The organism is Paraburkholderia phenoliruptrix (genome assembly GCF_902859825.1).
GTDB lineage: Bacteria > Pseudomonadota > Gammaproteobacteria > Burkholderiales > Burkholderiaceae > Paraburkholderia > Paraburkholderia phenoliruptrix.
In genome coordinates this window covers 61246-86705 of record NZ_CADIKB010000030.1, presented here as the reverse complement: position 1 = coordinate 86705, position 25460 = coordinate 61246, and the positions used below count along the sequence as shown (strand labels likewise).

At 62.1% G+C, this 25460-nt stretch carries 19 protein-coding genes and 5 pseudogenes; 16 read left to right on the top strand and 8 right to left on the bottom strand.

The window, feature by feature from the left end; all coding sequences use genetic code 11:
* Positions 1-216: 216 nt before the first annotated feature.
* Together HV711_RS24425 and HV711_RS24420 are read right to left on the bottom strand one after the other, a co-directional pair.
* Positions 217-3197, bottom strand: a pseudogene (locus HV711_RS24425) (Tn3 family transposase).
* A complete protein-coding gene (locus HV711_RS24420; RefSeq protein WP_035481091.1) occupies positions 3194-4873 on the bottom strand; it encodes a site-specific integrase in 1680 nt (559 codons plus the stop codon). Before HV711_RS24420 ends, HV711_RS24425 begins: the two are co-directional and overlap by 4 nt.
* 118 nt (positions 4874-4991) lie before the next feature.
* On the opposite strand from HV711_RS24420, the gene HV711_RS24415 reads away from it, so the two are divergent.
* The 14 genes and pseudogenes from HV711_RS24415 (at position 4992) to dhaK (ending at position 19740) form a co-directional block, all read left to right on the top strand.
* A complete protein-coding gene (locus HV711_RS24415) occupies positions 4992-7748 on the top strand; it encodes a type VI secretion system Vgr family protein (protein ID WP_254604884.1) in 2757 nt (918 codons plus the stop codon).
* 3 nt (positions 7749-7751) lie between these two features.
* Positions 7752-9719 carry a T6SS effector phospholipase Tle3 domain-containing protein gene (locus HV711_RS24410; protein WP_035481085.1) on the top strand — a complete coding sequence of 656 codons (1968 nt, stop codon included), beginning with the start codon at positions 7752-7754 and terminating at the stop codon, positions 9717-9719.
* Positions 9709-10443, top strand: coding sequence for a T6SS immunity protein Tli3 family protein (locus HV711_RS24405; RefSeq protein WP_035481081.1), 735 nt, complete (start codon positions 9709-9711; stop codon positions 10441-10443). The genes HV711_RS24410 and HV711_RS24405 overlap by 11 nt, the downstream gene beginning before the upstream one ends.
* 33 nt (positions 10444-10476) lie before the next feature.
* Positions 10477-10734 carry a PAAR domain-containing protein gene (locus tag HV711_RS24400; protein WP_035481077.1) on the top strand — a complete coding sequence of 86 codons (258 nt, stop codon included), beginning with the start codon at positions 10477-10479 and terminating at the stop codon, positions 10732-10734.
* Positions 10731-12137 carry a KPHS_23130 family T6SS system protein gene (locus HV711_RS24395; protein WP_035481074.1) on the top strand — a complete coding sequence of 469 codons (1407 nt, stop codon included), beginning with the start codon at positions 10731-10733 and terminating at the stop codon, positions 12135-12137. The genes HV711_RS24400 and HV711_RS24395 overlap by 4 nt, the downstream gene beginning before the upstream one ends.
* A complete protein-coding gene (locus HV711_RS24390) occupies positions 12134-12622 on the top strand; it encodes a hypothetical protein (protein WP_035481071.1) in 489 nt (162 codons plus the stop codon). The genes HV711_RS24395 and HV711_RS24390 overlap by 4 nt, the downstream gene beginning before the upstream one ends.
* Positions 12623-12806: 184 nt before the next feature.
* Positions 12807-13781 (top strand): annotated as a pseudogene (locus HV711_RS24385) (extracellular solute-binding protein); the annotation flags it as partial.
* An 82-nt stretch (positions 13782-13863) separates the two neighbouring features.
* Positions 13864-14820: a carbohydrate ABC transporter permease gene (locus tag HV711_RS24380; RefSeq protein WP_035481068.1), complete on the top strand. Its 957-nt coding sequence runs from the start codon at positions 13864-13866 to the stop codon at positions 14818-14820.
* A pseudogene (locus HV711_RS33975) lies at positions 14817-15770 on the top strand (carbohydrate ABC transporter permease). The gene HV711_RS24380 and the pseudogene HV711_RS33975 overlap by 4 nt, the downstream one beginning before the upstream one ends.
* Positions 15767-15961, top strand: coding sequence for a hypothetical protein (locus tag HV711_RS24370; protein WP_028360016.1), 195 nt, complete (start codon positions 15767-15769; stop codon positions 15959-15961). Before HV711_RS33975 ends, HV711_RS24370 begins: the two are co-directional and overlap by 4 nt.
* Before the next feature lie 3 nt (positions 15962-15964).
* On the top strand, positions 15965-17092 hold the full coding sequence (locus tag HV711_RS24365) for an ABC transporter ATP-binding protein (protein ID WP_035481066.1): 1128 nt from the start codon (positions 15965-15967) through the stop codon (positions 17090-17092).
* On the top strand, positions 17085-18104 hold the full coding sequence (locus tag HV711_RS24360; RefSeq protein WP_014973466.1) for an ABC transporter ATP-binding protein: 1020 nt from the start codon (positions 17085-17087) through the stop codon (positions 18102-18104). The genes HV711_RS24365 and HV711_RS24360 overlap by 8 nt, the downstream gene beginning before the upstream one ends.
* The gene (dhaL, locus tag HV711_RS24355; protein ID WP_014973465.1) at positions 18101-18736 is read left to right on the top strand and encodes a dihydroxyacetone kinase subunit DhaL; all 636 of its coding nucleotides are present in this window, start codon (positions 18101-18103) and stop codon (positions 18734-18736) included. Before HV711_RS24360 ends, dhaL begins: the two co-directional genes overlap by 4 nt.
* 14 nt (positions 18737-18750) lie before the next feature.
* The gene (gene dhaK / locus HV711_RS24350) at positions 18751-19740 is read left to right on the top strand and encodes a dihydroxyacetone kinase subunit DhaK (protein ID WP_035481063.1); all 990 of its coding nucleotides are present in this window, start codon (positions 18751-18753) and stop codon (positions 19738-19740) included.
* A gap of 8 nt (positions 19741-19748) precedes the next feature.
* Here dhaK and HV711_RS24345 read toward each other — a convergent pair whose 3' ends face one another.
* From HV711_RS24345 to HV711_RS24335, 3 genes are all read right to left on the bottom strand, one after another.
* Entirely contained in the window at positions 19749-20324 is a 576-nt protein-coding gene (locus HV711_RS24345; protein ID WP_244142730.1) for a cysteine hydrolase family protein, read from the bottom strand.
* A gap of 158 nt (positions 20325-20482) precedes the next feature.
* The gene (locus HV711_RS24340; RefSeq protein WP_028360019.1) at positions 20483-20854 is read right to left on the bottom strand and encodes a YciI family protein; all 372 of its coding nucleotides are present in this window, start codon (positions 20852-20854) and stop codon (positions 20483-20485) included.
* A 290-nt stretch (positions 20855-21144) separates the two neighbouring features.
* Complete coding sequence (locus HV711_RS24335) at positions 21145-22008, bottom strand: helix-turn-helix transcriptional regulator (protein ID WP_035481106.1); 864 nt, start codon at positions 22006-22008, stop codon at positions 21145-21147.
* Positions 22009-22106: 98 nt separating this feature from the next.
* On the opposite strand from HV711_RS24335, the gene HV711_RS24330 reads away from it, so the two are divergent.
* Positions 22107-22991 carry an SDR family oxidoreductase gene (locus tag HV711_RS24330; protein ID WP_035481055.1) on the top strand — a complete coding sequence of 295 codons (885 nt, stop codon included), beginning with the start codon at positions 22107-22109 and terminating at the stop codon, positions 22989-22991.
* A gap of 117 nt (positions 22992-23108) precedes the next feature.
* Here HV711_RS24330 and HV711_RS33560 read toward each other — a convergent pair.
* Positions 23109-23291 (bottom strand): annotated as a pseudogene (locus HV711_RS33560) (ISNCY family transposase); the annotation flags it as partial.
* Positions 23292-23598: 307 nt separating this feature from the next.
* Here HV711_RS33560 and HV711_RS24320 point away from each other — a divergent pair.
* Positions 23599-24051 (top strand): annotated as a pseudogene (locus HV711_RS24320) (hypothetical protein); the annotation flags it as partial.
* Between the two features lie 20 nt (positions 24052-24071).
* Here the strand turns inward: HV711_RS24320 and HV711_RS24315 are convergent.
* Together HV711_RS24315 and HV711_RS24310 are read right to left on the bottom strand one after the other, a co-directional pair.
* The gene (locus tag HV711_RS24315; protein WP_013592310.1) at positions 24072-24572 is read right to left on the bottom strand and encodes a universal stress protein; all 501 of its coding nucleotides are present in this window, start codon (positions 24570-24572) and stop codon (positions 24072-24074) included.
* Positions 24573-24663: 91 nt separating this feature from the next.
* Entirely contained in the window at positions 24664-25290 is a 627-nt protein-coding gene (locus HV711_RS24310) for a LemA family protein (protein WP_035481052.1), read from the bottom strand.
* Between the last annotated feature and the right edge of the window lie 170 nt (positions 25291-25460).

Here is a 25460-nt window from a genome sequence, read left to right as displayed (position 1 = left end):
CCCGCGCCTTGCTTCATCATGTGCACTTCTATCGCAGCGCGAGACAACCCGTTTCGTTTCATCTCGAATAGCGCGGGATGCCGATCCTCAAATAGACCGGGACGTAACACCCCTTCGGTATTCGTGGAGCAGGTTCGCGTCGACACCGCGAGAAAGCTGCTCGAGGACACTGATGAGGCCTGGCCGGGATTCGTTAAAAATCCGCCACATCTCAGTCTAAGCAGCTGATTTGAATGCAAATTCGATGGTCGGATCGAGCGGCGGAACGAGGCGTAGGAGATCCAGCAGATAGTCCCCAAACCAGTTGATGTGTTCCCGTCGGTACGGCGAGAGCACCTTGAGTACTTCGGCATCGACCGGATGCCCTTTCGCCTGCAGTTCCTTCAGTTTGCGCGACATCCACTGGACGTTGTACAGGATCACGATGTTTGCGACGAGGTGGTTGTACTTGATCACCTTGCGCTGCTCGTGGCGGACGTTTTCGGCAATCACGCCTTCGCCACCAAACATCAGCCATTGCGCGAAGTCGTTGAACTGCTCGCTCTTGTTGGTTGCCGCGTGAATCGTGCGACGCAGCTCCGGCTCATTGAGATATTTCAGCAGGAACAGCGTACGGATCACGCGGCCCAGTTCCCGGAATGCGAAGTAGAGCTTGTTTTTCGTGCTCTCCGAGCCGAGGCGGCGCAGGATTGTCGACGGCGTCATCCTGCCCGCCTTGATCGACACCGCAACGCGCATCATGTCAGCATAGTGACGTTCGATCAGGCCCAGTCAATCGCCTGACGGCACAAGCTGTCAATGTGCTTGTATTTGCGCCGCCGGTCAGCCTTGTATAGCACGAGATCCTTGATGTTGCGCATGCGCGGCATCAGGTTGATGCCCATCACGTACGACAGACCGAAGACCGGACCGCTTTGCGCCTGCGTATCGCCGTGGATCGTATCGGGCTTGACGTCTGCGCCGTTCAGGATCAGCCCATCGAGGATGTAGACGGCTTCGTGGACACCGCACGGGATGAAGTGACTGAACAGCGCGATGTACATGTCGGATACGTGATAGTAGCCGATCCCGCCGTATCCCCCATAGCGAACGTGATACTCGGACAGCAGGTTCTGCTCGTACAGGCTCCACTTGGTGCCGTCGGCCGACGCGCGCTTGCCGCTGCCCCAGTATTTCGGCAACGCGAACTGGTTGTACGCGTTGATCACCTTCACGTTCGCCTTGTCGAGCCGCTCCTCCGTGACGTGTTTCAGGTTCAGCCATGCGACCTGTTTGCGAGTGAGCCCTTTCACCGAGCGCGCCGTCTGGCTCGGCCCCAGGTTGCAACCGTAGCAGAACAGCGTCGTGATGAAACGCTTGCGCGGGTCGTCGATCTTCGCGTCAAACCCGGATAGCGGTCCAAACAGTTTATGCAGGTCGAGCCACTGCTCGGTTTCGGTGAGGAGATCCAGGATGCTGAGCTGCGGCATCGATGCCGTGATGGCCTGATCGATCAGCGTGCGGTTCGGCGGCTCGGGCTCCTTGCCCGGCTTGTGGATGACGAGTTCCTCATTGACGAACTCGATACTGTCGTTTACCGGGAAGTTCGCATCGGCCTCGTCGAGCGCCGCGTTCAGCCTGTCTCGCAGATCCTTCGCGAAGCTCCTGCCGTCCGTGGGCAAGCCCACGATCTCGCAGTAGCGCGGCAGTTCACGCCGGAATTCCTCGTCGGTGACCTGATGCACTCGATAATCGTCGAAGCGGTCGCTGCCGTCCACATAGAGGTCGCCGGAATTGAGTTCCCGCATGATCTGGCTGAAGACACCCAGTTCGAAGAACCGGCGATGCAGCATCCGGCTGTCCCGTCCGTGCGGGAACACGGCGCGCTCCCATTTCTCCGGCAACCAGTCCAGCGGCAGGTTCGCGAAGTCGTTGTCGGTCAGCAGCAGGTATTCGCGGTGCGCGTTGCGGAAACCTTGCAGCCACGCGAGCGCGACCAGCGCCGCGCGGTCCTGCGAGCTCGATTGCAGTGGCAGCACGTCCAGGCACTGGAACAGCAGCGAGCGCTGGGTGCGGTACGGCACGAGCATGAACGGCAGATCGAACTGCCCGGCATAAGCGATGTGCTCGTTGCATTGCGCGAGCGCTTCGGCCGGGTCGCCGAGCGCCTCGCGGATTTTCCGTAACCGCTTAGGCTCCGGTACGCCCTCATCCTGGAGAATCTGCAGGACGTCCCGGAACTGCCCGACCAGCCCCTCCAGCATACCGGCGTGTTCAAGCTGGTATTTTTGCAGTCGGACCTTTGCGTAGGACTCCAGCTTGCGCACCACCTTGATGAAGATCTCGGCGACGTCATCAAGCGCCTTCTGCAACTGCGCCTGGATGAACAGTACCGCAAGCGCATGACGCTTCGCGGTCTTGAGCGAACGCAGTTCCGCGACGTCGAGGGCCCGTGCTTCGGTGACCAGTTGGGCCCGTTTGCTAACAGACAGGATCGAGAGTGGCGCCGGCAAGCCTTCCGCCAGCGTCCTGATCCCATTGATATGTTTGAGGAAGCTGGCGATCGCCCGCGCGGCGGGTCGCTTCGGCTCCTGTTTCAGATCGTCCCAACCGGACTTGCCGGCCTTGACGACGAGAAGCGCGTCGATGCGTTCGACGAGTGCTGCATCGAGTGCGCCGGTGATGGCCGCATAGATCGCCTCGTTGTGATCGTTGCGAGCCTGCGTGGCGATGCGCTGCAGCGTCGCCAGCGGCGGCAATTCATGCCGGCGCCGGACCAGTTCCTCGATCAGCACGTTGATAATATCGGGCAGTTCGATCTTTGTCCGGGCTTCTGCCGACGCCAGTTCAGCAAGCGACGTCGCCTCACTCGCGTCGAACGCCCGGATGTCAAGCCAGCCGCGCAGCAGTTTCTGGTGACGGATGCGGGTGCCCGACACGTCGTACCGTGCGATCGCCGTCCGGGACAGGGAGCGGGCCCGCATCGACGTCCGGATGTGATCGACAATGGCGGGCGGTACCTCCACGAGCATCGGGAAGTAACCGAGACGCTGCAGCAGCTTCAACTGCACCATGATCAATACGGCGGAGGCTTCCTGCCGGGACTGCCGGCGCACGAAGCGGATTTCCGCGGCGCTCGGCGTGAATGCCGCTTTCAGCTCCGCCGCGTCCGGCTCAGCGGGCAGCACCGGATAGATGGTCTCGTGGACGGTCGTCACGTTGGCTGCCGCCGCGCAAAGATCTGCTCGATCTGCCGGGTACGCTGAACTTCGTCGTCGTCCAGGTAGGTCGAGGTCGTCGTGATCGACGCGTGACGCAGATTGTCGCGCACAGTCGTCAACGTGGCGCCCTGTGCGAGAGCATTGGTTGCGTGCGTGTGCCGCAGCCAGTGTGGCGTCGCGCGCTGCAGCTTGTCGGCGAGTGCCGGGTGGTCGGCCCGAATTGCGTCGGCGGCGCTCTGGAAGAACCGGCGCAGCACCGCCCTCAGGCGCGGCGTGGTGATGCCGCCGGGTTCGTCGAGATGGCCGAGCAGCGGCGTATCCGGTGCCCAGCGTGTGGGGCTCACGGGCAGGCCGCGCTGCATCAGGTACTGGTCCAACGCAAATCGTGCGAGCGGCGGCAGCACCACCTTGCCAGCCTTCGCCCCCTTACCGGTGAGGTGAAGCCACCGCTCGCCGCGCGTGCCGGTCATGATGCCGCCGAGTGTAACGCTGACCAGTTCGCCCGCGCGCAGGCCGGTCGCGTAACCGAAATCGAGCAGAAAGCGCAGACGCTGTGCGGCGGGAACCGCCCAGCCATGCGACCATTCCAGGCCATCGGCAATCGTGCGGATCAGATCCCACTCTCCGGCCGTAAAGGCGCGCGAGATGTCCAGCTCCCCATTGCGCTGCGCGCCGCGCACCCTGAGGCCGGCAAACGGATTCGCGAGCACGTAGCGCTGCTCGATCAGCCAGCGAAACATTGCACTCAGAACTGACAGCGCATAGGCGATGGAGTCTGGCGACAGCGCGCCCGTGAATGGCCGCCATTCGGACGACGATCGGGGGCGCGCCGGCGCGACCCACCGGGCGCGGGGTGTGGGATGGCGCAGGAAGGCGCGATAAGCGGTCGCATCCTCGCTCGTGAGCGAAGACAGCGCGCGGCCGCGCTCAGCAATCGCCCACAGCAGCAGGCGCTCGGCTTCCCGGCGATAGGCACGCTGGGTTTCGGCGGCTTCGTGCCGGTCGAGCCAGGCGCTGATCGCCTGATAGTCGTTATCGGCCTTGAGCGCGCACATCGGCTTCGGTGCGCGGAAGGCGCCACGCGAGCCGTCGACGTCATGTGGCACGTGGATGTTTTCCCACGGCACCACGGGCTCCGGCGTCGCCACCACGATCAGCGCGCGGGCGCGTTCGGTAAGCGCCGGGTGGGCGGCAAAGAAGGTTTCAATGTGCCGTGCGCTGCGCATGCCGAGCCCGGGAATCGTGCGCCACCAGCGCTGGCGACGGGGGATGCGCACGGTCAGATCGGCCAGCGTTTTGATGCCATGCTGTTGCAGCACGGGGACAACACGGGCTGGCAGCCAGACATCGATCGCATCGCTCACCTGCGGTTGCGGGATGGCAAGCGTTGGCAGGATATCCAGCGCCCGGGTCGCGGCCTTGCGGTGACGGGACCGTTCACCCACCGCGCACTGGAACAGCCGGGCCAGATCGGCGCGATGCCGGCTGAGGGCGAAACCGGCGAGCTGTCGACGAATCCGTCCGATCACGCCGCGCGCTGACTGGCCGCCTTCGAGCGCCTGCGGACAATAGCGCTCAATGGCCTCCCGCGAGCCAACGCCCGCGTACCACGCGCGCAGCGCAGACAGGGACGCGGAGTCAGGAAAAGAGGGTGGCGACGGAACGTTCGGCATCCGGAGACTATAGGCAACGTGATCACAACGGAGCCGCAGCTCAGGTGCGGCGCGTTTCCCGAAACGGGAGTTTTGCCCAGAAATGTCGCCCTATCGATAATAAGGATTAGCGATAGAGATGCCCCAGACTATCGATTCTTTGCGTGCGTCATGCCTGCCGGTTATCGAGAAAACGCCCACGGGAAGGCTCGCGCCAGGGTCGCGGCCCCGTTCGATAGGCTACCGTGTTCATGCTCATCAACCGGCGGTGGACAACGCCAAATGTCAATCCTTGTCAAATTCGGACGAATCTGATGGCGACTCCTTCCCCCTGTCGGATACAGTCTCATGGGACATTGCGCAAACGTTTCCAGGTAGACACCGCTTGACTCCGAGCACGGCCCTTTACGACGCAACCGCGCGGGCGGGCGTCAACATCCATCAGTTCTACCGCCTGGACATGCCGCAGGCCAAGAGCGCAGCGCTTGCGGATATCTATGCCTTCGAGGGTACGCGCGGGATTGGTGAACCGACGAAATACACGATCCAGTTTACTCATCCCCGGCACGATCTGTCTCGCACCGAGTATCTGAATCGGCCGTGCACGTTCCTCATCCAGCCGCCACCCCGCGATCGCTGGAGCCAGCCCGAGTCGGCGCGGCAGGTCTACGGCATGGTAACGAACTTCGCTCAGTTGAGCAGCAACCGCGACCAGTCAACTTATGAGGTCGTGCTCGAGTCGCGCCTGGCGCTGCTGCGCGGCACCCGGCGCTGCCGTTTCTTTCTGGACATGAGCGAGCCGGAGATCATCCGGCAGATTCTGAAGGAACATGACTTCAATCAGATCTTCGCGAGCTTCGAGTTCAATCTGTACCGCGAGTACCGCAAGCGCTCGTTCGTGATGCAGTGGGGTGAAGACGACCTCACATTTATCACCCGGCTTTGCCAACGCACGGGGATCTGGTTCGTCTGCGAGGCCGGCGAGAAGTGCGAGAACGTGCGGTTTGGTGACGACCTCACGCATTACCGCCACGATTCATCGTTGAAGGTTCCGTACCGAGAACAAAGTGGTTTGGTGACGGACAGCCAGGAGTCAGTCCAGTCGCTGGAAACGCGCGCGACTACCGTGCCCAAGCGTCATACCGTGCGCAGTTACCACACTGAGCATCGGCCGGCTGAGCCGGTAGAGGCGTCGAACGACATTCAAGAAGACCGCACAGTATATGGCGAGGACTATGTGTGGGGTGCGCCGTACCTGACCGAGGATGAAGCGAAGCGGGAAGCGCTGTTGCGGCACGAAGCGGCGCTGGCGGCGCAGATCGAGTATCACGGCACGTGCGACCTGCTGGATCTCACACCAGGGTCCGTGCTGAAGCTGACGAATCGTGATCTGCCGGACGCGAAATACGGTCTGCTGGCCGTGCGGGTAACGTGCCGGGCATCGCGCAAGAAAGCGTATCACGTCGAGTTCGATGCCATTCCCTCCGACCGGCTCTTCCGGCTTCCGCTCAAGGAGGAGACGTGGCCCCGCATTGAAGGCGTCATCACAGGGACGGTTGCGTCGACGGAGGGCTGGCGGGACCCGTATCTGGATAGCCAGGGCCGTTACATCGTCCATATCCACGCAGACAAGGACAAACGCACGCCAGGTCTGGAGAGCTGCCCGATGCGCCTGGCGAAGCCGTTCGCGGGCGCGGGACAGGCCGGGTTTCACTTCGGGCTGGTCGAGGGCACGGTGGTCACGGTGGGCTTCTTGTGGGGCAATCCCGAGCTGCCCTACATCAGTCAGGTGCTGCACACGGCGGAAGACACGGACCCGATCGTCGCGGGCGCCCCGTGGGGCACGCGCAACACGATTCGCACACGGTCGAACAATACGCTGGAAATGGACGACCGCGAGGGCAAAGAGCACATCAAGGTCGCGACCGAATGCGGCAAGACGCAGCTTAACCTCGGCCACACAGTCGATCGCGACAACAAGGACCGTGGCGAGGGGTTTGAGCTTCGCACGGACATGCGCGGCCACGTGCGCGCCGGCGGCGGTGTGCTGGTGTCGGCCGACAAGCAGGAGCAGGCGCACGGCGAACAGACAGACATGCGCCCTGCGACGAACCAGTTGCAGCTCACGCAGGCGCAGGCTCAGGGGTTGGTTGATGCAGCGGCGGTGGCAAAAGCGGAGATTGCGGATCTGAGGGCCGAAAACGCGTGGCTGAAGGATGAACTGGCAGGCCTGAAGCAGGCGGTCATTGCGCTGTCCGCGCCCCATGGAATTGGCATCGCCACGCCGGACCGGGTGATGATGTCGGCGGGCAAAGACGTGAGCGTTGCGACGTCGTCGCGGTTCAATGTAAATGCGCTCCGAAACGTCGCGATCGCGGCGGGCGAAACCCTGTCGCTGTTTGCGCACAAGCTCGGTATGAAGCTGTTCGCGGCGCGCGGCAAGGTGCAAATCCAGGCGCAGTCCGATGCGATGGAACTGGTCTCGCAGAAGAACATGCAGATCACCAGCGCGGACGGTACCGCGACCGTCAACGCGGCCAACGGCGTCATCCTCAGCGGCGGCGGCTCGGCCTACATCAAGGTGCACGGCGACAACGTGGAGATCGGCGGGGCCGGCAACCTCGTCATCAAGATGGCGAAGCTGCAAAAGACCGGTCCCGGCGCGCTTTCGCTGCCGTTGCCGAAGTTCAGTCAGGTCGACATCGCGAACGACGAACGTTTCATTCTCAGTGACGGTATCACGGGCCGCCCGGTCGCGAACCGGCCGTACAAAATCCAGCTCGCCAGCGGACAGATTGTCGAGGGCGTCACCAACGACCAGGGCGAGACCTCGCTGAGTCGGCAGGACGTCGCACAAGGCCTCAAGCTGCTGATCCAGAACCACAAGGAAGCCTGATTCATGACCGACCAGAACAACCCACCGCGTCAGGACGGCGCGGCCGATGACACCGGCGCGCCGAAGCCCTACCAGCACCAGACCGCAACTCGCATCGTGCCGATGCAGCGCGACCATCTCGGCCACCCGTATTGGGAGTCGTACCATACGCCGTCGAGTTTCCAGGTGCGTGCCGAATGCCGCATTCCGCCACACATGCCCGGTGTGATTATTTTTGTGCACGGCGTCAACTCCGAGGGCGAGTGGTATGACGATGCGGAACAGGCCTTGTGTGCTGGCCTAAACGATCGTCTACATCGGACGGAAGAAACGAAACTGAAAGAAAATTTGTACATAACGGTCGATCCGAAGACGAAGGCGCCCATCCCTCGTCAACTTGATCCGAAAGGGACCGGACATTCTCCCGTGATCCGCTTCTACTGGGGCTACCGCGCGCCGGACGGCATGGAACGGAAGTGGCGGATTCCATTGCGCAACCGGGACGGCGCCGATTTGTGGTCTCCCCAATGTACCAAGGAGAAGGGCCCGTGGTATTGGGGCGGTGGCCCGTTCCAGAACGGCACCAACAACCTCAAGCAACTGTGGAGCCAGGAAGGCATCAAGCGTCACATCCTCGGTTTCGACATGGAGGAGCTGAACACCGAAGCCGATCGCCAGCTCCAGGATGCGCCGCCGCGCCCCTACTATGCGCACGCGGCCAAGCGACTCGCCGACCTGATCGACCGGATTCGCACCGAGTGCCCGCGCGATACGGTGACGGTCATGTCCCACAGCCAGGGGACAATGATCGCGATGGCGGCTACCGCGCTGTGCAAGACGCGCGCGCCCGATGCGCTGTTCGTGATGAATTCGCCGTATGCCCTCGATGACAAGGTGACCGACGCGCTCACGTGCGGCGAGGACCGCCAGACCCGGGCGGCCCGCGTCAATACCTTCCGCAATATTGCGAAGCGCATCAAGCAGGACAGGCGTCCGATGGCGGAAGCGCAGATGAAGCTGCTTCAGTGCGGCGCGTCCGAAGACATGAATTTCTGGCGGCCGGATAACCAGCGCAAATCCGGCGTGCACGAGCGCGATAATCACGGCCGCCTGTACGTGTATTTCACGCCACATGATCGCGTCATGGGGGCCACGCCGCTGCAAAGCATCGGTTGGCAGGGAGTGGACGACCAGCTGCTGGCCGAGCTGGGGGATACCGTGAAACAACGCATGCTGGCGCGCTATACCCCCGTTGGCGACAAGCCCGGCGTGAAGAAGTTTGGCACGTTGCCGCTGATCCAGAAGCCCGTGCCCGGCGTCGATCAAACGTCGTTCTGGAACGGCAACCGGAATGTGTTTACGTCGCTCATGAGGCTATGGGCCGTGCCGAATGCGAACCAGACCGTCACGGTGAATGCCGAGGAGGTGCCTCATCCCGTGCAGGACTATGAGATGAAGGACTTTGAGGATTCGCGTGTCGAGGCACGTGTGATGGGACAGTGGGACCGGGATCCGAGAGATCCAAACAAGGGCAAATTTCACGACGGCACCTATCGATATTTCCGCTCCATCTGTGAACCCGAGCCGCATCTCACCGCGAACCCGATGAGTCCGATTGGCGTCAGTGTCGCGCGCCAGACGCAGGACGAAATGCTGGAGCAACACGACAACTATCACGCCGAGCCAACCAATCACAGCACGCTGCCGATGCATCAGCCGTTCATGCGCCGTGTGGTGGCCTACGACCTGCCCATCGGCTTCTGTGATGCGTATGAAAAGCGGGACTTCTGGATCAGCCTGATGAAACAGGCGGACTGGACGCGGGGCCGCGATCCCTACTTCGAGACAGGAGCGCTCGAAACTGTTCCCCATCCGGCTGCAATAGATTGGAGCACCATTGCGAGCGAGAATCAGGCTTCCATTCAGGAGCTGAAGAGAATCGTTAGTCGGCAGTTCGACTACCAGGGGAAAGATACCGTATATGGTGACTAACCGCATGCGACGCGCGATTGTGCTGGCGATCGCGCTGGTGATGATGCAGGGGTGTTCGCCCAAAAAATCCAGCGAGCCATTCGTTTTCATGCTCAGCGACTTCATGAACGCGAAGGTGCTGCCCTACGATTCGCCGCCGCAGATCATCTACTGGATTGACGACCACCGCTTTGTGACGCTCGAACATTATCGGGATTGCAACCACGGCGAGACCTTCTACAACGACACGCGCGCGGGGATTCGAAAGCAACTCGGTCGAGGCGATGTCGAAAACTATCAGGGCCGCCTGATTAATGCGGATCCAACCGGCCGGAATTTGGCTTTTCCGGCGTCTGCGCCGCCACACCTTGCGCATAATGATCGAGGTTGGGCCGTCGAACTGATCTACTCGACCGATGGGGGCAAGACTTTCGATCTGATGGAGTACATGGATCACAGTTCTGATCCGTTTGAGGATTCGAAGGGCTACGCGGTTTTCGTAACAAAATCCCATCTTTATGTAGCTAAGAAGTGGGGTGACGACGACGCGTACGTTGTCGAATACCCGATGGTGTCCGGTATCGATTTGAGCAAGCCGTATCCGACCGGCATCACGGGCGATAGCTTCAGCACATCAAAACGGCCCGGTGTGTTTTCTAAGCTTCGCACGCCATCTGGCCAGGACCGTCTCACGTGCGACCCCTCAATCAAGCCGACCAACCCGGATGCGCCGCTGGTGCCGTGACGCGCGCGGCCTTCCTCCTGCAAGGACCACCACATGAAGAATCCCGTTTGCCTGGGCGACGCCACCAGTCACGGGGGCAAGGTCATCACTGCTTCGTCCACGTTCGAGCTCGAAGGCCGTCCGGCCGCGCTGCTTTACGACCTGGTGTCGTGCCCCGAGCGTGGCGACAATCCGATCATCGAGGCTGGCGATGACCTGTTCGACGGAGATCGACCGGGTGTCGTCGATGGCTGCCGCACGCAGTGCGGAAGTTACGTGATCGCCGGCTCGTCGGGAGTCTCGATCGAATGAGCTTGAACTGGCACATGCGGCAGCCGTCGACGCGCACCTGTGGCAAGCCGCCGCCGCTGTGGATTGGCCTCGCCATTTTCATCGTCATTCAGATCGCCGGTGCCGTTATCACGGTGTTGACCTGGGGGCCGCATCCGGTTGCATCCGGAGATTTTTTCGTTCGACTGCTGGTCCTGCCGCTGGCGCTGAGTGTCGCGGTATGCGGGATCGTCTACAACGGCTACGAGCAGGAGGCCAATGACATCGATTGGTGGAACTACCTGTGCCGGGATTGGCAGGCGCGCTGGCGGCGCTGGGCGCATTGGCGCGTCGTCATTGTCGCTGGCATGACGCTTACGCCGGAGGTCGAGCTAGGCGAACGAATGCTGGGCCTCGAAGGCCCGCGACCTGCGAATGCCGGCAAGCGACTTGCGCTGGCGAACCAGGATCAAGCCTCCAGCGAAGCGCGGCTCGAAGCAGTGCTCACCGGTCTGTTGACGCCGTTGCTTGCCAAGATCGCCGCGATCGGGCGTAGCCGCTCGCTGCACATCTGCCTGCAATCGGCCGGACAGGATGATTTGACGGAGCTGAAGCAACTTTGGCAGCGACTGCGCCTGCCGGATCTCGTTACCTCCTCGTGGGTGTCGCTCGACGCGCCGCTGTCGTTGGTCGAGCCTTGGCTGGATAAAGACCGTCCGTCGTCGGATTTCCAGCTTATTCTTGCCTGCCAGTTGCATGCGCCCGACCAGACGCCGGCGTGGTCCGAGGCCGCCGTCGCGCTGCTGACCACTTCCTCCGACGTGGTGGCCACATACCGGGGCACGCTTAAGCCGCTCGCGTATCTGTTCCGGCCGATCACGGCCGAGACCGATGAGGTCATGGACGCGCTGGCCGCCTTGCTGCGTGCGCAACAGGCGCCGTCCGAGCGAATCAAACACCTGTGGATGAGCGGACTGCCAGGCCAGTCTCGGCATGCCACCGCGTCCGCCGTCAAGGACAACGGACTCGATCTCCCGGTGCACGACCTGGATGAAGCAATCGGCGAACCGGGACCAGTCAGTCAGCTGCTGCTGCATGCGCTGGCCGCGCAGATGGTGCGGCACGGCCAGGGTGTGCAACTGGTCGCCACGCCGACGCCGCGCGGGGTGCAATTGAACCTGGTGGGTACCCAGCTCGCGCCGGTCGAACCCGTCGAGCCTGAGTATTACCGGATGCTCAGCATCTCTACCACCCTTGGTATCGTGGGCGTCGCCTGCCTGATGCTGTTCGGGGCCGACACGCTGGGCGGCATGAGGCCATGGGTGGGCTGGTCCGTGCTGGCGACGGTGGTCCTGATGGTTCCGGTTCAGATGGGCGGGGCGCTGCTGTGCCGGCGCGCGACAACCGACGACTTCTATGCCAGCCTGTACAGGAACCGCGTATGAAATGGCCCGGCCATCGTGCGCGCATGCGTGATCCGTGGCACGAAATCGAGCGGGCAGCACGCAAAGCGGGCCGATGGGAGCGGCATCGGCGCAATGCCGTGCTGTACCTGTGCTGGACCGCTATGGTGCTGTGTGCAATATGGGAAACGATTGTCTGCCGGCTCGCCGTGCAGGCGCTGGGTAGCACCTGGCCGCTATTGATGGAGGCCGGGTTATGGGCGGCGACGCTGTGTGTGATCGGTTGGGACGTGCGCCGCCTATGGCGACAGCGTATGGCGATGCGCCTGTACTACGAAGACATCGCCGATGGGGTGTGCCCCGATCGGGGCATGCAAATCACGGCGGCGAACGGCTGGAAGTGGTATCGGCGGCAAGGTTCGCCGTGGTGGATTAGTTCGAAGCGTCCGCGGCCCCGAGTATATGTGGCCGATGCACTGGCCCGGCTGGCAGGGCACAATTCCTCAACGCGGACACCGCAAGTCTAGCCAGCCTGTCGCCCGATGAGGCGCGAGCGCGACGCTGCGGCCGTCCTTAGCGTGCACTATTGAAGTCGCCCCAACACCACCGACGTCCTTCGCAGGGGCAATTTCCCGGAAGGTCGATTTCCCGTTCAAATCAGCCGCTTAGATTGACATGTGGCGGATTTTTTGCGAATCCCGGCCGCCCCTCGACTTCGTGCCGGCGACTGTCGTCGGCTACGCGGAATGGCCGAAGGACACGCCGGATTACTGGGCGCTGCCTGCGATGGCGGACGCAGTAGGCTGGACCTACCGCAAGGACTGGTTTGCCAGGCCGGAGCTGCGCGCGGAGTTCAAGCAGAAGTACAAGCGTGAACTCGAACCGCCCACCACGATGGACGAACTCAAGCAGACCGCCGAGTTCTTCCAGGGGCGCAAGATCGACGGCAAAACCGTATATGGCGTGTATGTCTTTACGGAGCGCGGCTCGGAAGGGATCACGATGGGCGTGACCAACATGCTCTACAACTACGGTTTCGAATACCAGGACCCCAAGAAACCGTATCACCTCGACGGCTTCGTAAATTCGCCAGGCGCCGTCAAGGGGCTCGAATTCTATAAGGCGCTTTACAAGTGCTGCACCGCGCCCGGCATGACGAACGCCTACATGCAGGAAGGACTCGATGCGTTCAAGTCGGGGCAGGTCGCGATGCAGATGAACTGGTTCGCCTTCTTCCCCGGCCTGTACAAGGACCCCAATGTCGGCGGCGACAAGATCGGCTTCTTCGTCAATCCAAAGGAAACGAAGCAGTTCACGCAGCTTGGCGGGCAGGGCATTTCGGTCGTGTCCTACTCGGATCACAGGGCTGACGCGCTCGAATACATCAAGTGGTTTGCGCAAGCCGACGTGCAGAAGAAGTGGTGGCAACTTGGCGGATACTCGGCGGCGAAGTCGGTGGTGGACGCGCCGGACTTTCCGAAGAGCGCGCCCTTTGCGCCGGCCTTCCTGAAGTCGATGTCGATCGTCAAGGACTTCTGGGCCGAGCCTGCGTATGCCGAGTTGCTGCTCGACATGCAAAAGCGCGTGCACGACTATGTAGTGGCCGACAAGGGGACTTCGAAAGAAGCGCTCGATCTGCTCGTCAAGGACTGGAACAAGGTCTTCAAGGCGGAAGGGAAGAACTAGCCTCAACGCACATGAACGCACATGAACGCGCGGACCGCTAAGCCGGTTTATCCTGGCGGTCCGCGAACTCAAGGATCTGGGCATGTTGGCAAACAAGCCTTTTCCTGCGGAAGGGTTGCAGACAAAAACGCGGACGCGCGCGGGCGCGCGCCTGCATGGACTGTCTGATCGCACCATCGCGTGGCTGTTCATTCTTCCGACCATCGTGCTGCTGCTCGCCATCAACATTTTTCCGTTGATCTGGGCATTACGGCTTTCGTTCACGAACTTCAAGTCGAACATGCCGAGTGTGCCCGCGCGCAACGTCGGCATCAGCAATTACACGGACATACTCACCGACGAAGACATCTGGTACGCAATGCAGGTGACGGCGCGCTTCGTGTTCTGGTCGGTCGGGCTCGAGGTGCTGCTCGGCTTCGGGCTCGCGCTGCTGATTAACCGTCAGTTCCGCGGCCATAGTTTCTGGACCACGCTGATTCTGCTGCCGATGATGCTGTCGCCCGCTGTTGTCGGCAACTTCTGGACCTTTCTGCTGCAGCCGCAAACGGGTCTTTTCAACGACATCGTCAGCTTTTTTACGGGCATTGCGCCCAACTCGTTCCAGATGATCGGCGACGTACCGCTCGCGCCGTGGACGATCATGATGGTCGATACGTGGATGTGGACGCCCTACGTCATGCTGATCTGCCTTGCGGGATTGCGTTCGATTCCGGACTACATCTACGAAGCGGCCGAAGTCGATCGCGCGTCGCCGTGGCGGCAGTTCTGGTCGATCACGCTGCCGATGACGCTGCCGTTCCTGATGCTCGCGATTCTGTTTCGCGGTATCGAGAACTTCAAGATGTTCGACATGGTGAATCTGCTGACGTCCGGCGGGCCGGGCTCGGTGACGGAAACGGTGTCGATCACGCTCAAGCGCGCAGCCTTGGAGAAGTGGCAGACGGGTTACTCGTCCGCGCTGGCGATCATTCTGTTCGTCGTCGTGTTCGGTGCGGCCAATATCTATGTGAAGGCGCTCAACCGGGTGAAACAGCGATGACAGACCTTGCACTTCAACAGTCGGTGGTGGCTGCATCGCCGCGCAGCAGGAGATTGGCCGCCGTCGTCGTGATCGCCTATGCGCTGATTGCGACACTGCCGATCGTCTGGATCATTATGACGAGCTTCAAGACACAGGAAGACGCGATTGCGTATCCGCCCGTGGTCGTGTTTCATCCGTCGATGGAAGGCTACGTGAACCTCTTCACGATCCGCTCGCGGCAGACGCCGGAGTTTATCGCCAGTTTGCCGCCCGCAGAGAACTGGTACGACCGCGATGTGCGAAAGCGCAATATGGTGATCGCGGGGCCGTCGAAAGTCCTGCCGCGTTTCGTCAATTCGCTTGTGATCGGTTTTGGTTCGACCTTTCTCGCGGTGTTTTTCGGCACGCTCGCCGCCTATGCGTTCTCGCGCTTCAAGGTTCCGCTCGCCGACGATCTGCTGTTCTTCATTCTGTCCACGCGGATGATGCCGCCCATCGCCGTGGCCATTCCCATCTATCTGATGTACCGGGCGCTAGGGCTCGCCGACAGCTACCTGGGCATGATCGTGCTGTAGACCGCAGTGAACGTGTCGCTGGCAGTGTGGCTGCTCAAGGGCTTCATCGACGAAATTCCGCGTGAATACGAGGAAGCGGCGCTCGTCGACGGATACACGCGGCTGCAGGCGTTCGTCAAGGTCGTGCTGCCGCAGGCGATCACCGGCATTGCGGCGACGGCGATTTTCTGCCTGATCTTTGCATGGAACGAATACGCATTCGCCTTGCTGCTGACGAGCGGCGACGCGCAAACCATGCCGCCGTTCATTCCGTTCATCATCGGCGAGGGCGGGCAGGACTGGCCAGCCGTCGCGGCAGCCACGACCCTGTTCGTGCTGCCCATCTTGATCTTTACCGTCGTGCTGCGCAAGCACCTGTTGCGCGGCATCACCTTTGGAGCGGTGCGCAAATGAAAGTCCAACCTGCCATGCCGCGTCGCCGCCTGTTCCGCAGGCGCTACGGCGAGGGCGCCTCGACGGTGCTGATCAGCCTCGGCATTGCGATGCTCGTCCAGCCATTCACGGTCGATCTGTACACCTGGTCGTTCCCCGTGATTCTGGTGGGTGCGCTGGCTTTCGTCGTGACCAGCCACTTTCCGGAGTGAGTCATGTCGACGATCGTACTCTCCAACCTTCATAAACGCTTCGGCGATTTCACCGCCGTGCGCGATACGAATCTCACTGTGGGCAACGGCCGCTTCGTGGTGCTGCTCGGACCTTCCGGCTGCGGCAAGACGACGACGTTGCGCATGATCGCCGGGCTCGAACTGCCGACCTCGGGCCAGATTCTGATCGACGGCGAAGACGTGACGGGACTGCGGGCGCGTCAACGCGACATTGCCTTCGTGTTCCAAATGTTCGCGCTGTATCCGCATATGACGGTGCGTAACAACATCGCATTTCCGCTGAAGAACGAGGGTATTACGCGCCGCGAGATTGCGGCTCGTGTCGACGCGGCCGCGCATATGCTTCGCATCGAAGGTTTGCTGGACCGGAAGACGGGCGGGCTGTCGGGCGGCGACCGTCAACGTGTCGCCCTAGGGCGCGCGATCGTGCGGCATCCGAAGGCGTTTCTGATGGACGAGCCGCTCGGCACGCTCGACGCGGACTTCCGAGAACTGATGTGTCTCGAGCTGCGCAAGCTGCATAACGCGCTCAACGCAACGACGGTCTACGTCACGCACGATCAACGCGAAGCGATGGCAATGGCCGACGACATCGTCGTGATGAACAGGGGTGAAGTGCTGCAGTCCGCGTCGCCGCATGAGGTCTATCACTTTCCTGCGAGTGTGTTCGTCGGCGGCTTTATCGGCAGTCCGCCGATGAATTTCCTCGCGGTGGACAGCGGCGTCGAAGCGGGCGCTGAATCCGTCGCGCTGGGCGGCGTGACCGTAGCCGTGCCGCGCACCGGTGCGGGCACTGCGAAAGCGCTGCTCGGCGTGCGCCCCGAGCATGTCGTGATCGACGAGCGCAGTGCGTTGCGTGGCCGCGTGATCGCCGACGAGTATCTCGGCTCGCATCAGATTCTGGTCGTCGAAACGGCGCTCGGCGGGATGCGCGTGCGCGTCGGCAAGGACGAAGGACGGGCGGCGGGATCGCAGGTCGGGCTGTCGTTTCGGGAGGCGCGCACGCTCCTGTACGACGCGGCGAACGGCAAGCTGCTGCCCGGCGCTGCGCGGCAGATGGCCTTCAACGGTAACGGCAGCGGCAACGGCAACGGAGGCGCGTATGTCTGAGATTCGCCTGGAGGCGGTGACGAAGCGTTTCGGCGATATCGTCGCGGTGGATGACGTGTCGATTGACGTGAAGGAGGGCGAGTTCGTGGTGTTGCTCGGGCCGAGCGGCGCGGGCAAGACCACCACGTTGCGGCTCATTGCCGGTCTGGAACGGCCTGACGAGGGCGAGATATTCATCGACGGCGCGGCCGCGACGCAGATGCATCCCGCGGACCGCGACGTCGCGTTCATCTTTCAGCAGTACTCGCTTTATCCGCATCTGACCGTGTTCGGCAACCTGGCGTTTCCGTTGCGCTCCCCGCGGCGGCGCGTGAGCGAGGCGGAAGTCGCCGCGCGCGTGCAGGCGGTCGCGCAGATGCTGCATCTCGAGTCGAAACTCGGCAATCTGGCGACGCGTCTGTCGGGGGGCGAGATGCAGCGCGTGGCTATCGGACGCGCGCTCGTGCGTCAGCCCAAGGTGTTTCTGATGGACGAGCCGCTGTCGTCGCTCGATGCGAAGTTGCGCGAGGAGCTGCGGATCGAACTGAAGCGGCTGCATCGCTCGATCGGCGCGACGATCATCTACGTGACGCACGATCAGGTCGAGGCGACCACGCTTGCCGACCGCATCGGCATACTCGAACAAGGCCGTATCGTGCAGATGGGCGCGCCGCGCGAAGTGTATGGCAACCCGGCTTCGCTCGGCGCGGCGCAACGGCTCGGCTCGCCGCCTATCAACCTGCTGCCGCGCGCGTTGTTTGATTCCTCGGCGATGCCGGCGGACACCTCGACGGTCGCAATCCGGCCGGAGGACATCGTGCTGCACGCGCCCGATACGCGCGACGTGCTCAACCTTCGCGTGCTCGAATATTCGCCGCTGCGGCACCTGCTGATCATGGAGCGCGACGGCACGCCCATCGTGGCGACGACGATGACCGAGCGCAATTTCATGCCGGGGCAAACGGTCGGCGTGTCGCTGCCTCCACGCAGCCTTCTTTATTTCCGCTCCGACGGCAGGAGGATTCCGGCATGAACGGGAAAACGGTCATGGCATGCATCGAAGCCGCGCATTCGACGCTGAAGGAACACACGGACGAAATCGCCGCGCTCGATCAGCAGATCGGCGACGGAGATCACATCTTCAACTTGTTGCGGGGCGTCGATGCGCTCTTCGCGATGCGCGCCGATATCGAAGCGGCGCTGATCGGACCCGCGCTGGATCTGGCCGCGTCCAAACTGCTGTCGACGGTTGGCGGCTCGTCGGGGCCGCTGTTCTTCTCGCTGCTGCACGGCATGGCGAAGGCCGCCGGGGACGCAGAGACGATGAGCGTGGAGGGCGCCGCGCAGATGTTCGCTGCCGGAGTGGATGCCGTCACGCAGCGCGGCAAGGCCGGCATCGGCAGCAAAACGATGATGGACGTGCTGATTCCCGTCGCGTCACGCTTCGTGGAACTGGCCGACAGCAAGGCGGCGCCCGAAACCGTGCTCGATGCGCTGCCGCTGATCGCGGAAGAGGGCATGCTCGCGACGCGCGACATGCTCGCAACCAAGGGGCGTGCGTCGTTTCTCGGCGAGCGTGCGCGCGGCCACATCGATCCCGGCGCACGGTCGAGCCAGTTGATGATCGGTGCGGTATGCGCGCGGCTCGCGCAAGACAGAGAGTGAAAGGAGCGCAGGCCATGAAAAAGTTCATCAACCACGTCGACGACTTTCTGACCGAGAGCCTTGCCGGATTCGCCGCCGCGCACGGCGATCTCGTCGTGCTCAATCAGGAGCCCGTGTTCGTGCGGCGCAAGGCGCTGAAGCCCGGCAAGGTCGCGCTCATTTCGGGTGGCGGCTCGGGACACGAGCCTTTGCATAGCGGCTTCGTTGGCTACGGCATGCTGGATGCTGCGTGCCCGGGCCAGGTGTTCACCTCGCCGACGCCCGACCAGATGATGGCGGCCGCCAAGGCCGTCGACACGGGCGCGGGCACGCTCTTCATCGTGAAGAATTATTCCGGTGACCTGATGAATTTCGAAATGGCGTCCGAGATGTCGGAGCTGCCGAATGCGATGGTGTTGATCAACGACGACGTCGCGGTCGAAAATTCCAGCTACACGACGGGCCGCCGCGGCGTGGCGGGAGCCGTGATCGTCGAGAAACTGGTGGGCAGTCTCGCCGAGAGCGGCGCCGATCTCGAACAATGCAAGGCATTCGGCGACCGGATCAACAAGCATACGGCGTCGATGGGCGTGGCGTTTTCGAGTTGCACGGTACCCGCTGCGGGCACCCTGACGTTCAAGATCGGCGACGATGAAATGGAGGTCGGCGTCGGCATTCATGGCGAGCCAGGGCGGCGGCGAACGCGCTTTGCCGCCGCCGACGCGATCGCGGCGGAGCTGCTGACGGCGATCGTCGCCGATCTGAAACCAGCGGACGGCTCGGAGCTGCTGGTCCTGATCAATGGGCTGGGCGGCACGCCGCTCGGGGAACTGTACCTGTTGTTCAATTCCACACGCGCCTGGCTGCAGCAGCGCGGGCTCGCCATTGCGCGCGTGCAAGTCGGATCGCTCACGACGTCGCTGGAGATGGCGGGCGCGTCGATCACCTTGTGCGTGCTGGACGACGAAATGAAGCGGCATTGGGACAGCCGTGTGCATACGCCATCGCTCAGATGGGGAATGTAGCGATCTCTCTAGGCGAGCAGTCGCAAGGCATCGGCGAGCGACAGCACCGTTGTGCGCGATTCGAACGCAGTGGAGAACAGGTGGTCATGCACGATCTGGTCCGGGTCGTAACAGCAATCCTTGACCGTGTAGAGGCGAAAGTCCGCGTCGCTCGCATAGGCGACCGACGACAGTACGACGCCGGTCGACGCAATGCCGACCATAATCAGCGAATCGATACCGTGTGCGCAGAGTCTCGCCTCGAGATCAGTGCCAAAGAAGACGCTGGCGCGATGCGCAATGACGAGCGGTTCATTGGCCTGCCGGCCTAACTCCGGCGAGGGCTGGTCGTCGACGAAGAGACCGAGTTGCTTGATTCCCTGCCCATTCTTGTTCAGTGGGCTGACTTCCGGATAGCCTGGACTGAAGCGGAGATTGGCAAAATAGACGCTGACGCCCTTGGCCCGCGCTGCGTCGCATAATTTGCGCGTATTGGCGAGCAAGGTCGGCGCGACCGATGGAAAGAGTTCGAGAATGTCGGTCTGATAATGCATGACGATAAGCGCGGTGTGCTTCGGCGCGATGGGCGGAATCTGCGAATGCATGCGCTGCCCGGACGCGTTGTTGTTTTCGTCGTTCTCGTGGCCACTGAAACTCTCGCTGCCTGCCATTGCGTCACCTTATATCTTTTCCGGATTCGTGATCCCTGTCTGCTTGTGCAGACTGGAGCGCCGACGCATTCTTGAGACGGGCGTCGAGGCCCTCAACGGCTCAGGTAAAAGTCGAGGGGAATAAGCTCGATGGCCCATCCGCCTTCTTCCCCGAGCGTCGCTGCCGGGTGCATGGAGGCGATGCGCAACGCCTCGTCACGCGTGTCCGCCTCGATCACGAACAGGCCGCCTACGACCTCTTTCGACTCGGTATAGGGCCCATCGGTGACATGCGTCTTGCCATTGCGCGGGCGCAGCGTCCTCCAGCTTTCGACATCGCCAAGCGACGCGGAAATCAGGACCTTGCCTGTAGCCCGCATCTTCTCGTCCAATGCGGGACATTGGCTCACCAACGCCTTGACGTCTTCTGGCGCCAGCGCGGCGAATTGTTCGGGGGTGAAGTAGGCCAAGCCGAGGTATTTCATCGTAGATCCTTTGGGTGGGGGATACACCGACGACGGTTCGGAAACAATATCACCGCGAGACCGGTTGCGTGGCAGAGGGGCGCGTGTAGTCGTCAATCTTTTGTTGCGTGCCGCAACTCGGGGTTGGCGCAGTGATCGCATCATTGATGTGGATAGCAAAGAGGCGGCGGCATACGTCCACATAACCCGGGAAAACCGCGCGCGCTCGCGCGCCTTCCCCAAAAGTTGGAAATGAGTAAAGCGAAATTGATGACGAAGGTCCGACCATCGAGCAGCGAGTGAACGGCGCCCTAAGGCGCTCGCATGTCGGTCGATGGCAGTCGGCCTGGCACCGAGTCGATCTGCGATGCGATCTTCTGCACATCCGCCGGCGTCGCCGGATTGTAGACACACATGCTGAGATCCGTCCGGCCGTCGACCGAGAACGTTGAATATTCGAAGGCGAGCGGGCCGAGCACCGGATGGCGAATGCGCTTGATGGCCTCGCCTTTGACGTCGCGAATCTCGTTGTCGCGCCACATCATCCTGAACTCGGGACTGAGCCGGCAGAGCTCCTCGACGAGAGGCTCCACCTCCGTTGCAGCGCCGGCACGCGCGGCGTCCACCCGGAATGCACCGATGACGTGGCGCGCCACGCTCTCCCAGTCATACTGCACGGCGCGGGCACGCGGATCGAGGAAGATGATGCGCAGTACATTGCGTTGGTCCGGCGGCAGAGAGCCATAGTCGCCCAACATGACAGTGGCCGCCCGATTCCAGGCAAGCACGTTCCAGGTCGCCGTGCGAATCAGCGCAGGGCTGGGATCCAACGCGTCGAGAACGCGCTGCAGCCGAGGCGTGACACCTTCCTTCTCGTGGTAGCGGGCCTGGGGCGGTCGCCCGAGGCCGACCAGAAAGAGGTGCTCGCGCTCGACATCGGTCAGCATCAGGGCCCGCGAGATCCGGTCGAGGACATCGGCCGAGGGGGCACCGCCGCGCCCCTGTTCGAGCCACGTGTACCACGTGGGGCTGATGTTGGCGCGCTGCGCCACTTCCTCACGGCGCAGGCCAGGCGTGCGCCGGCGCTCCGCGGGAAAACCGAGTGCTGCGGGATCGAGCTTCATGCGCCGATCCCGCAGATAAGTCCCGAGGAGGGTTTCGTTCGCCTGCTGCACTTTCATGCTGTTAGCTGTTTTACCATGATAACGCCACTACTTTACCGCAATAGTATTTAAGCCGAGACTCGTCTCCAACGAAACCAGGAGATCAGTTCATGCGCGTTTTCATCACCGGCGCCACCGGATTTATCGGCATTCCCACCGTTGAGGAACTAATCGCTGCCGGACATACGGTTCTCGGCATGGCCCGTTCGGACGAAGGAGAACAATCGCTGGCCGCTATCGGAGCGGATGTACATCGCGGTTCGCTCGAAGACCTTGAAAGCCTGCGGACGGGCGCAGCGGCGGCCGATGCCGTTATTCATCTCGGCTTTGTTCACGACTGGGCCAACTTTGCGCAGTCTTGCGAGATCGATCGCCGCGCCATTGAAGCGCTGGGTTCAGTCCTCGCTGGCTCGGATCGGCTTCTCATCGCCACGGCGGGGACGGCGGGATTAGCTGGGCCGGGCCGGGTTGCGACCGAGGACGATGATGTGCCGCCGGATTTCCCGTTACCCCGCGTGTCGGAGCAGACGGCACTATCACTGAAGGGCGTGCGCGCCTCAGTGGTGCGGCTGCCCCAGGTTCACGACACGATGCGCCAAGGGCTTCTGACGTACGCTGTGGCTGTGGCGCGGGAGAAGGGCGTGTCCGCCTATGTTGGGGACGGGCACAACCGGTGGGCAGCGGCCCACATTTCGGATGTGGCGCGTCTTTACCGGATGGCGTTGGAAAAAAACGAGGCGGGCGCGAAATATCACGCGGTGGCTGAAGAAGGCGTGCGCATGCTGGGTATTGCCGAAGCCATCGGTCGCGGCCTGAACGTGCCGACAAAATCCCTATCCGCGGAAGACGCCCCGGCGCATTTCGGTTGGCTGGCAATGTTCGCTAGCCACGACCTCGTGGCATCGAGCGAAAAGACCCGGAAGACACTGGGCTGGAATCCGACCGGGCCCGGCCTGATTGCCGATCTCGAGCGGCTCGACATGTTGAATAGCTGAAGCATGAGGCAGCGCGGGAGGATTGTCGCTTCAGGCGTCGCTTTCGCGAAGCGCGCCGATCATCGCATCGCCGTCTTCCCGCTTTCATGCGCCGCGTGCACCGCTGCCATTACTTCACAGGTAATTGAACGTCGATTCCGTCGCCGTGAAATGCAGCGTCATCAGCCGGCCAGTCGCATCGTCAATAAACACCAGCAGCGTGCAGGCCGGCGCACGTTCCTCGAACCAGCGGTGATCGCTGCCGTCAATCTGGATCACTTCACCCAGACACGCACGACGGTTTCCGGGCTGGTAAACCTTGGCATGACTGGCTTCAGGCGCCGTTCGCAAACGGCCTGTACCACCTTCAACCGGTCAGCTCGGTCATCGAACATGGTGATCGTCCCGGATGCGTTCATGGCCAGCGCTCCTCAAGGCATGCTGGCCGCCAGCCTGAACCCGCAAACATGACATTTGTATCTTGCTAGAACACGACATTCTCATATTGCTCTTACATACAATATGTTGATAATTTATCTTATGTCAAATCACAAAACCGAGCAGCGCAGCTCGACGAGCGGCAACCGCACCGTGATGGCCCCTGCCAGATTGACCTCAGTCAATCTCCGCGCTCGTGCAAGGTCGTCTCATGCGCGCTTCCGACCGCCAGAATATCGAAGTCGTTGAAGCATGGCTGAAGAAGCGCAAAAAGCCGACAGCGGGTGCGTTCTTTGTTTACGCGTTGAGTCCGTTTCCGTCGAACTACCTTTTTATCGTTTATGGATTGTCCGGGCTCCCGCTTCGTGTCATCGGCACTGCGTTCTTCGCCGGTCGAACGATCAGCTATTCACTTTCGGCTCACCTTGGGCGCTTCGCTTCGTCTTATCTGGATCTCGAATCCCCGCATGAAGGCGGATATCTCAGCGGCTACTTCATCGTCTCACAGGTCGCGTTTCTGTGTGTCGTGTACCTGCTGATGAAGCTCGACTGGAAAATGCTGATCGAGCATCGAAAGCTGACCTGCCGCCGCACAGTCAACGATGAGCCGTCCGACACTCGCCGCCCTACGGCAAAGCGTTGAACGGGTGCGCCCCGCTACTGTCAGGATAACGAATCAGCGTTGAATCGAACCTGGCGAGGCCGTTGCTCCACTTCATGCACGCACCTCACCAGAAGGACCGGCACCTCCGCGCCGCGCACGAACGTTTCTGCCACGCTGCCCAGCAGCCATCGTCCGATACCGCGCCGGCCTTGTGTCCCCATCACGACGAGGTCCGCACTCTGGCGGCGCACGCAACGGGCAAGACAGCGAGGCACATCGTCTGCCGGGTCCTGCGTCTCCTCCATCTCGGAGTCGCCAGGCACACCGCGATTCGCCATCGCCTCTCGTGCCCATTCGAGAGCCATGCGCCCGTCTTCGCGCAGCACGGCGCGAAGCTGCTCGGGATCCACATAGCCTGAATAAGGGGACATACTCCACGGATCCACGATATAGATCGCGTGAATCCGCCCTTTCGTGAGTTGCGCGAGTTCGAGCGCCTCATGCAGCGCGTTTCTGGACGACTCGCTGCCGTCGAGCGCCACCACGATCTTGTGATACATAAGTCGCTCCTCGCAACCGTTGCCGCGTTTCGTTTATTAACGCAGCAAATATCCGCAACTCGTCCGCAATTGGTCCGCAGTCACATGCCGTTCACATCTGCCGATTCGCCGTTTCCGCGACCACGCGAAACGTCGGTCGTGGACGCAGCGCCGGCCTATGCGTCGTTGCATCCGGCAGTGCGTCGAGGCTCGCGTTATAACGATCGACGGTCTGGTCGTACGCGTCCCGCGTTATCGCGGCACGCCTTTCGACTGCGCCCAGTTGCGTGCGCAGCGCGTCGAAACGTGCGTCCTGCCCAATCCGCCGATCATTGCCGAGCTCAATCAACAGCCGCGACATCGCATCGCCAAGTTGCCGCTCCGCCACCTCGAACCGCTCGAATGGCACCTGCTCCGCCAGCGCTTGCGGATCCAGCCGGACACAGTCGAGGTCGGCTTGCGCGACCGTCACGGCGCCGACAAGCGTGCCGTTGTCACCTGCGAGCGGTTGCGCCAGCGCGATCAGTTCGCGCACGAGTTTGCCACGCGCCTCGTACTGGTCGAGTACATTGCGCAGTGCCGCGTCGACTTCGGCATTGTCCGGCGGCGCGCTATACGCGGAGCAGCCGCCCGGCAAACTCGCGACGAAGAGTAGCGTGACAGTCCAGACGATAACCCCCAGCAGATAGCCGTGAAGGCGCGTGACGCCGCCAGAGCCCGCTTCCCGCCGCGGTCGCATATCCGTCCCCCTGCCCTCATTAATCAACAGTCCAAAAGATATCGCCTGAACGGCCCGATCGACTGACTTTCGTCAACTTCACTGCATATCGCCACGAGGAAATGCTGCCTGTAAGGCCCTGCTTTCCGGCATTCGAGTGACCTGTGCACGGTTGACGCGCATCAAGTCGG

What these genes read in the sequence shown, in the direction of transcription:
- HV711_RS24395 (WP_035481074.1), top strand. Translation starts at nt 10,731, where the DNA reads ATGAGCTTGAACTGGCACATGCGGCAGCCGTCGACGCGCACCTGTGGC.
- HV711_RS24380 (WP_035481068.1), top strand. Translation starts at nt 13,864, where the DNA reads ATGTTGGCAAACAAGCCTTTTCCTGCGGAAGGGTTGCAGACAAAAACG.
- HV711_RS24390 (WP_035481071.1), top strand. Translation starts at nt 12,134, where the DNA reads ATGAAATGGCCCGGCCATCGTGCGCGCATGCGTGATCCGTGGCACGAA.
- HV711_RS24340 (WP_028360019.1), bottom strand. Translation starts at nt 20,854, where the DNA reads ATGAAATACCTCGGCTTGGCCTACTTCACCCCCGAACAATTCGCCGCG.
- HV711_RS24410 (WP_035481085.1), top strand. Translation starts at nt 7,752, where the DNA reads ATGACCGACCAGAACAACCCACCGCGTCAGGACGGCGCGGCCGATGAC.
- HV711_RS24400 (WP_035481077.1), top strand. Translation starts at nt 10,477, where the DNA reads ATGAAGAATCCCGTTTGCCTGGGCGACGCCACCAGTCACGGGGGCAAG.
- HV711_RS24420 (WP_035481091.1), bottom strand. Translation starts at nt 4,873, where the DNA reads ATGCCGAACGTTCCGTCGCCACCCTCTTTTCCTGACTCCGCGTCCCTG.
- HV711_RS24345 (WP_244142730.1), bottom strand. Translation starts at nt 20,324, where the DNA reads ATGCATTCGCAGATTCCGCCCATCGCGCCGAAGCACACCGCGCTTATC.
- HV711_RS24405 (WP_035481081.1), top strand. Translation starts at nt 9,709, where the DNA reads ATGGTGACTAACCGCATGCGACGCGCGATTGTGCTGGCGATCGCGCTG.
- HV711_RS24330 (WP_035481055.1), top strand. Translation starts at nt 22,107, where the DNA reads ATGCGCGTTTTCATCACCGGCGCCACCGGATTTATCGGCATTCCCACC.
- HV711_RS24370 (WP_028360016.1), top strand. Translation starts at nt 15,767, where the DNA reads ATGAAAGTCCAACCTGCCATGCCGCGTCGCCGCCTGTTCCGCAGGCGC.
- HV711_RS24365 (WP_035481066.1), top strand. Translation starts at nt 15,965, where the DNA reads ATGTCGACGATCGTACTCTCCAACCTTCATAAACGCTTCGGCGATTTC.
- dhaL (WP_014973465.1), top strand. Translation starts at nt 18,101, where the DNA reads ATGAACGGGAAAACGGTCATGGCATGCATCGAAGCCGCGCATTCGACG.
- HV711_RS24315 (WP_013592310.1), bottom strand. Translation starts at nt 24,572, where the DNA reads ATGTATCACAAGATCGTGGTGGCGCTCGACGGCAGCGAGTCGTCCAGA.
- HV711_RS24415 (WP_254604884.1), top strand. Translation starts at nt 4,992, where the DNA reads ATGCCCCAGACTATCGATTCTTTGCGTGCGTCATGCCTGCCGGTTATC.
- HV711_RS24360 (WP_014973466.1), top strand. Translation starts at nt 17,085, where the DNA reads ATGTCTGAGATTCGCCTGGAGGCGGTGACGAAGCGTTTCGGCGATATC.
- dhaK (WP_035481063.1), top strand. Translation starts at nt 18,751, where the DNA reads ATGAAAAAGTTCATCAACCACGTCGACGACTTTCTGACCGAGAGCCTT.
- HV711_RS24310 (WP_035481052.1), bottom strand. Translation starts at nt 25,290, where the DNA reads ATGCGACCGCGGCGGGAAGCGGGCTCTGGCGGCGTCACGCGCCTTCAC.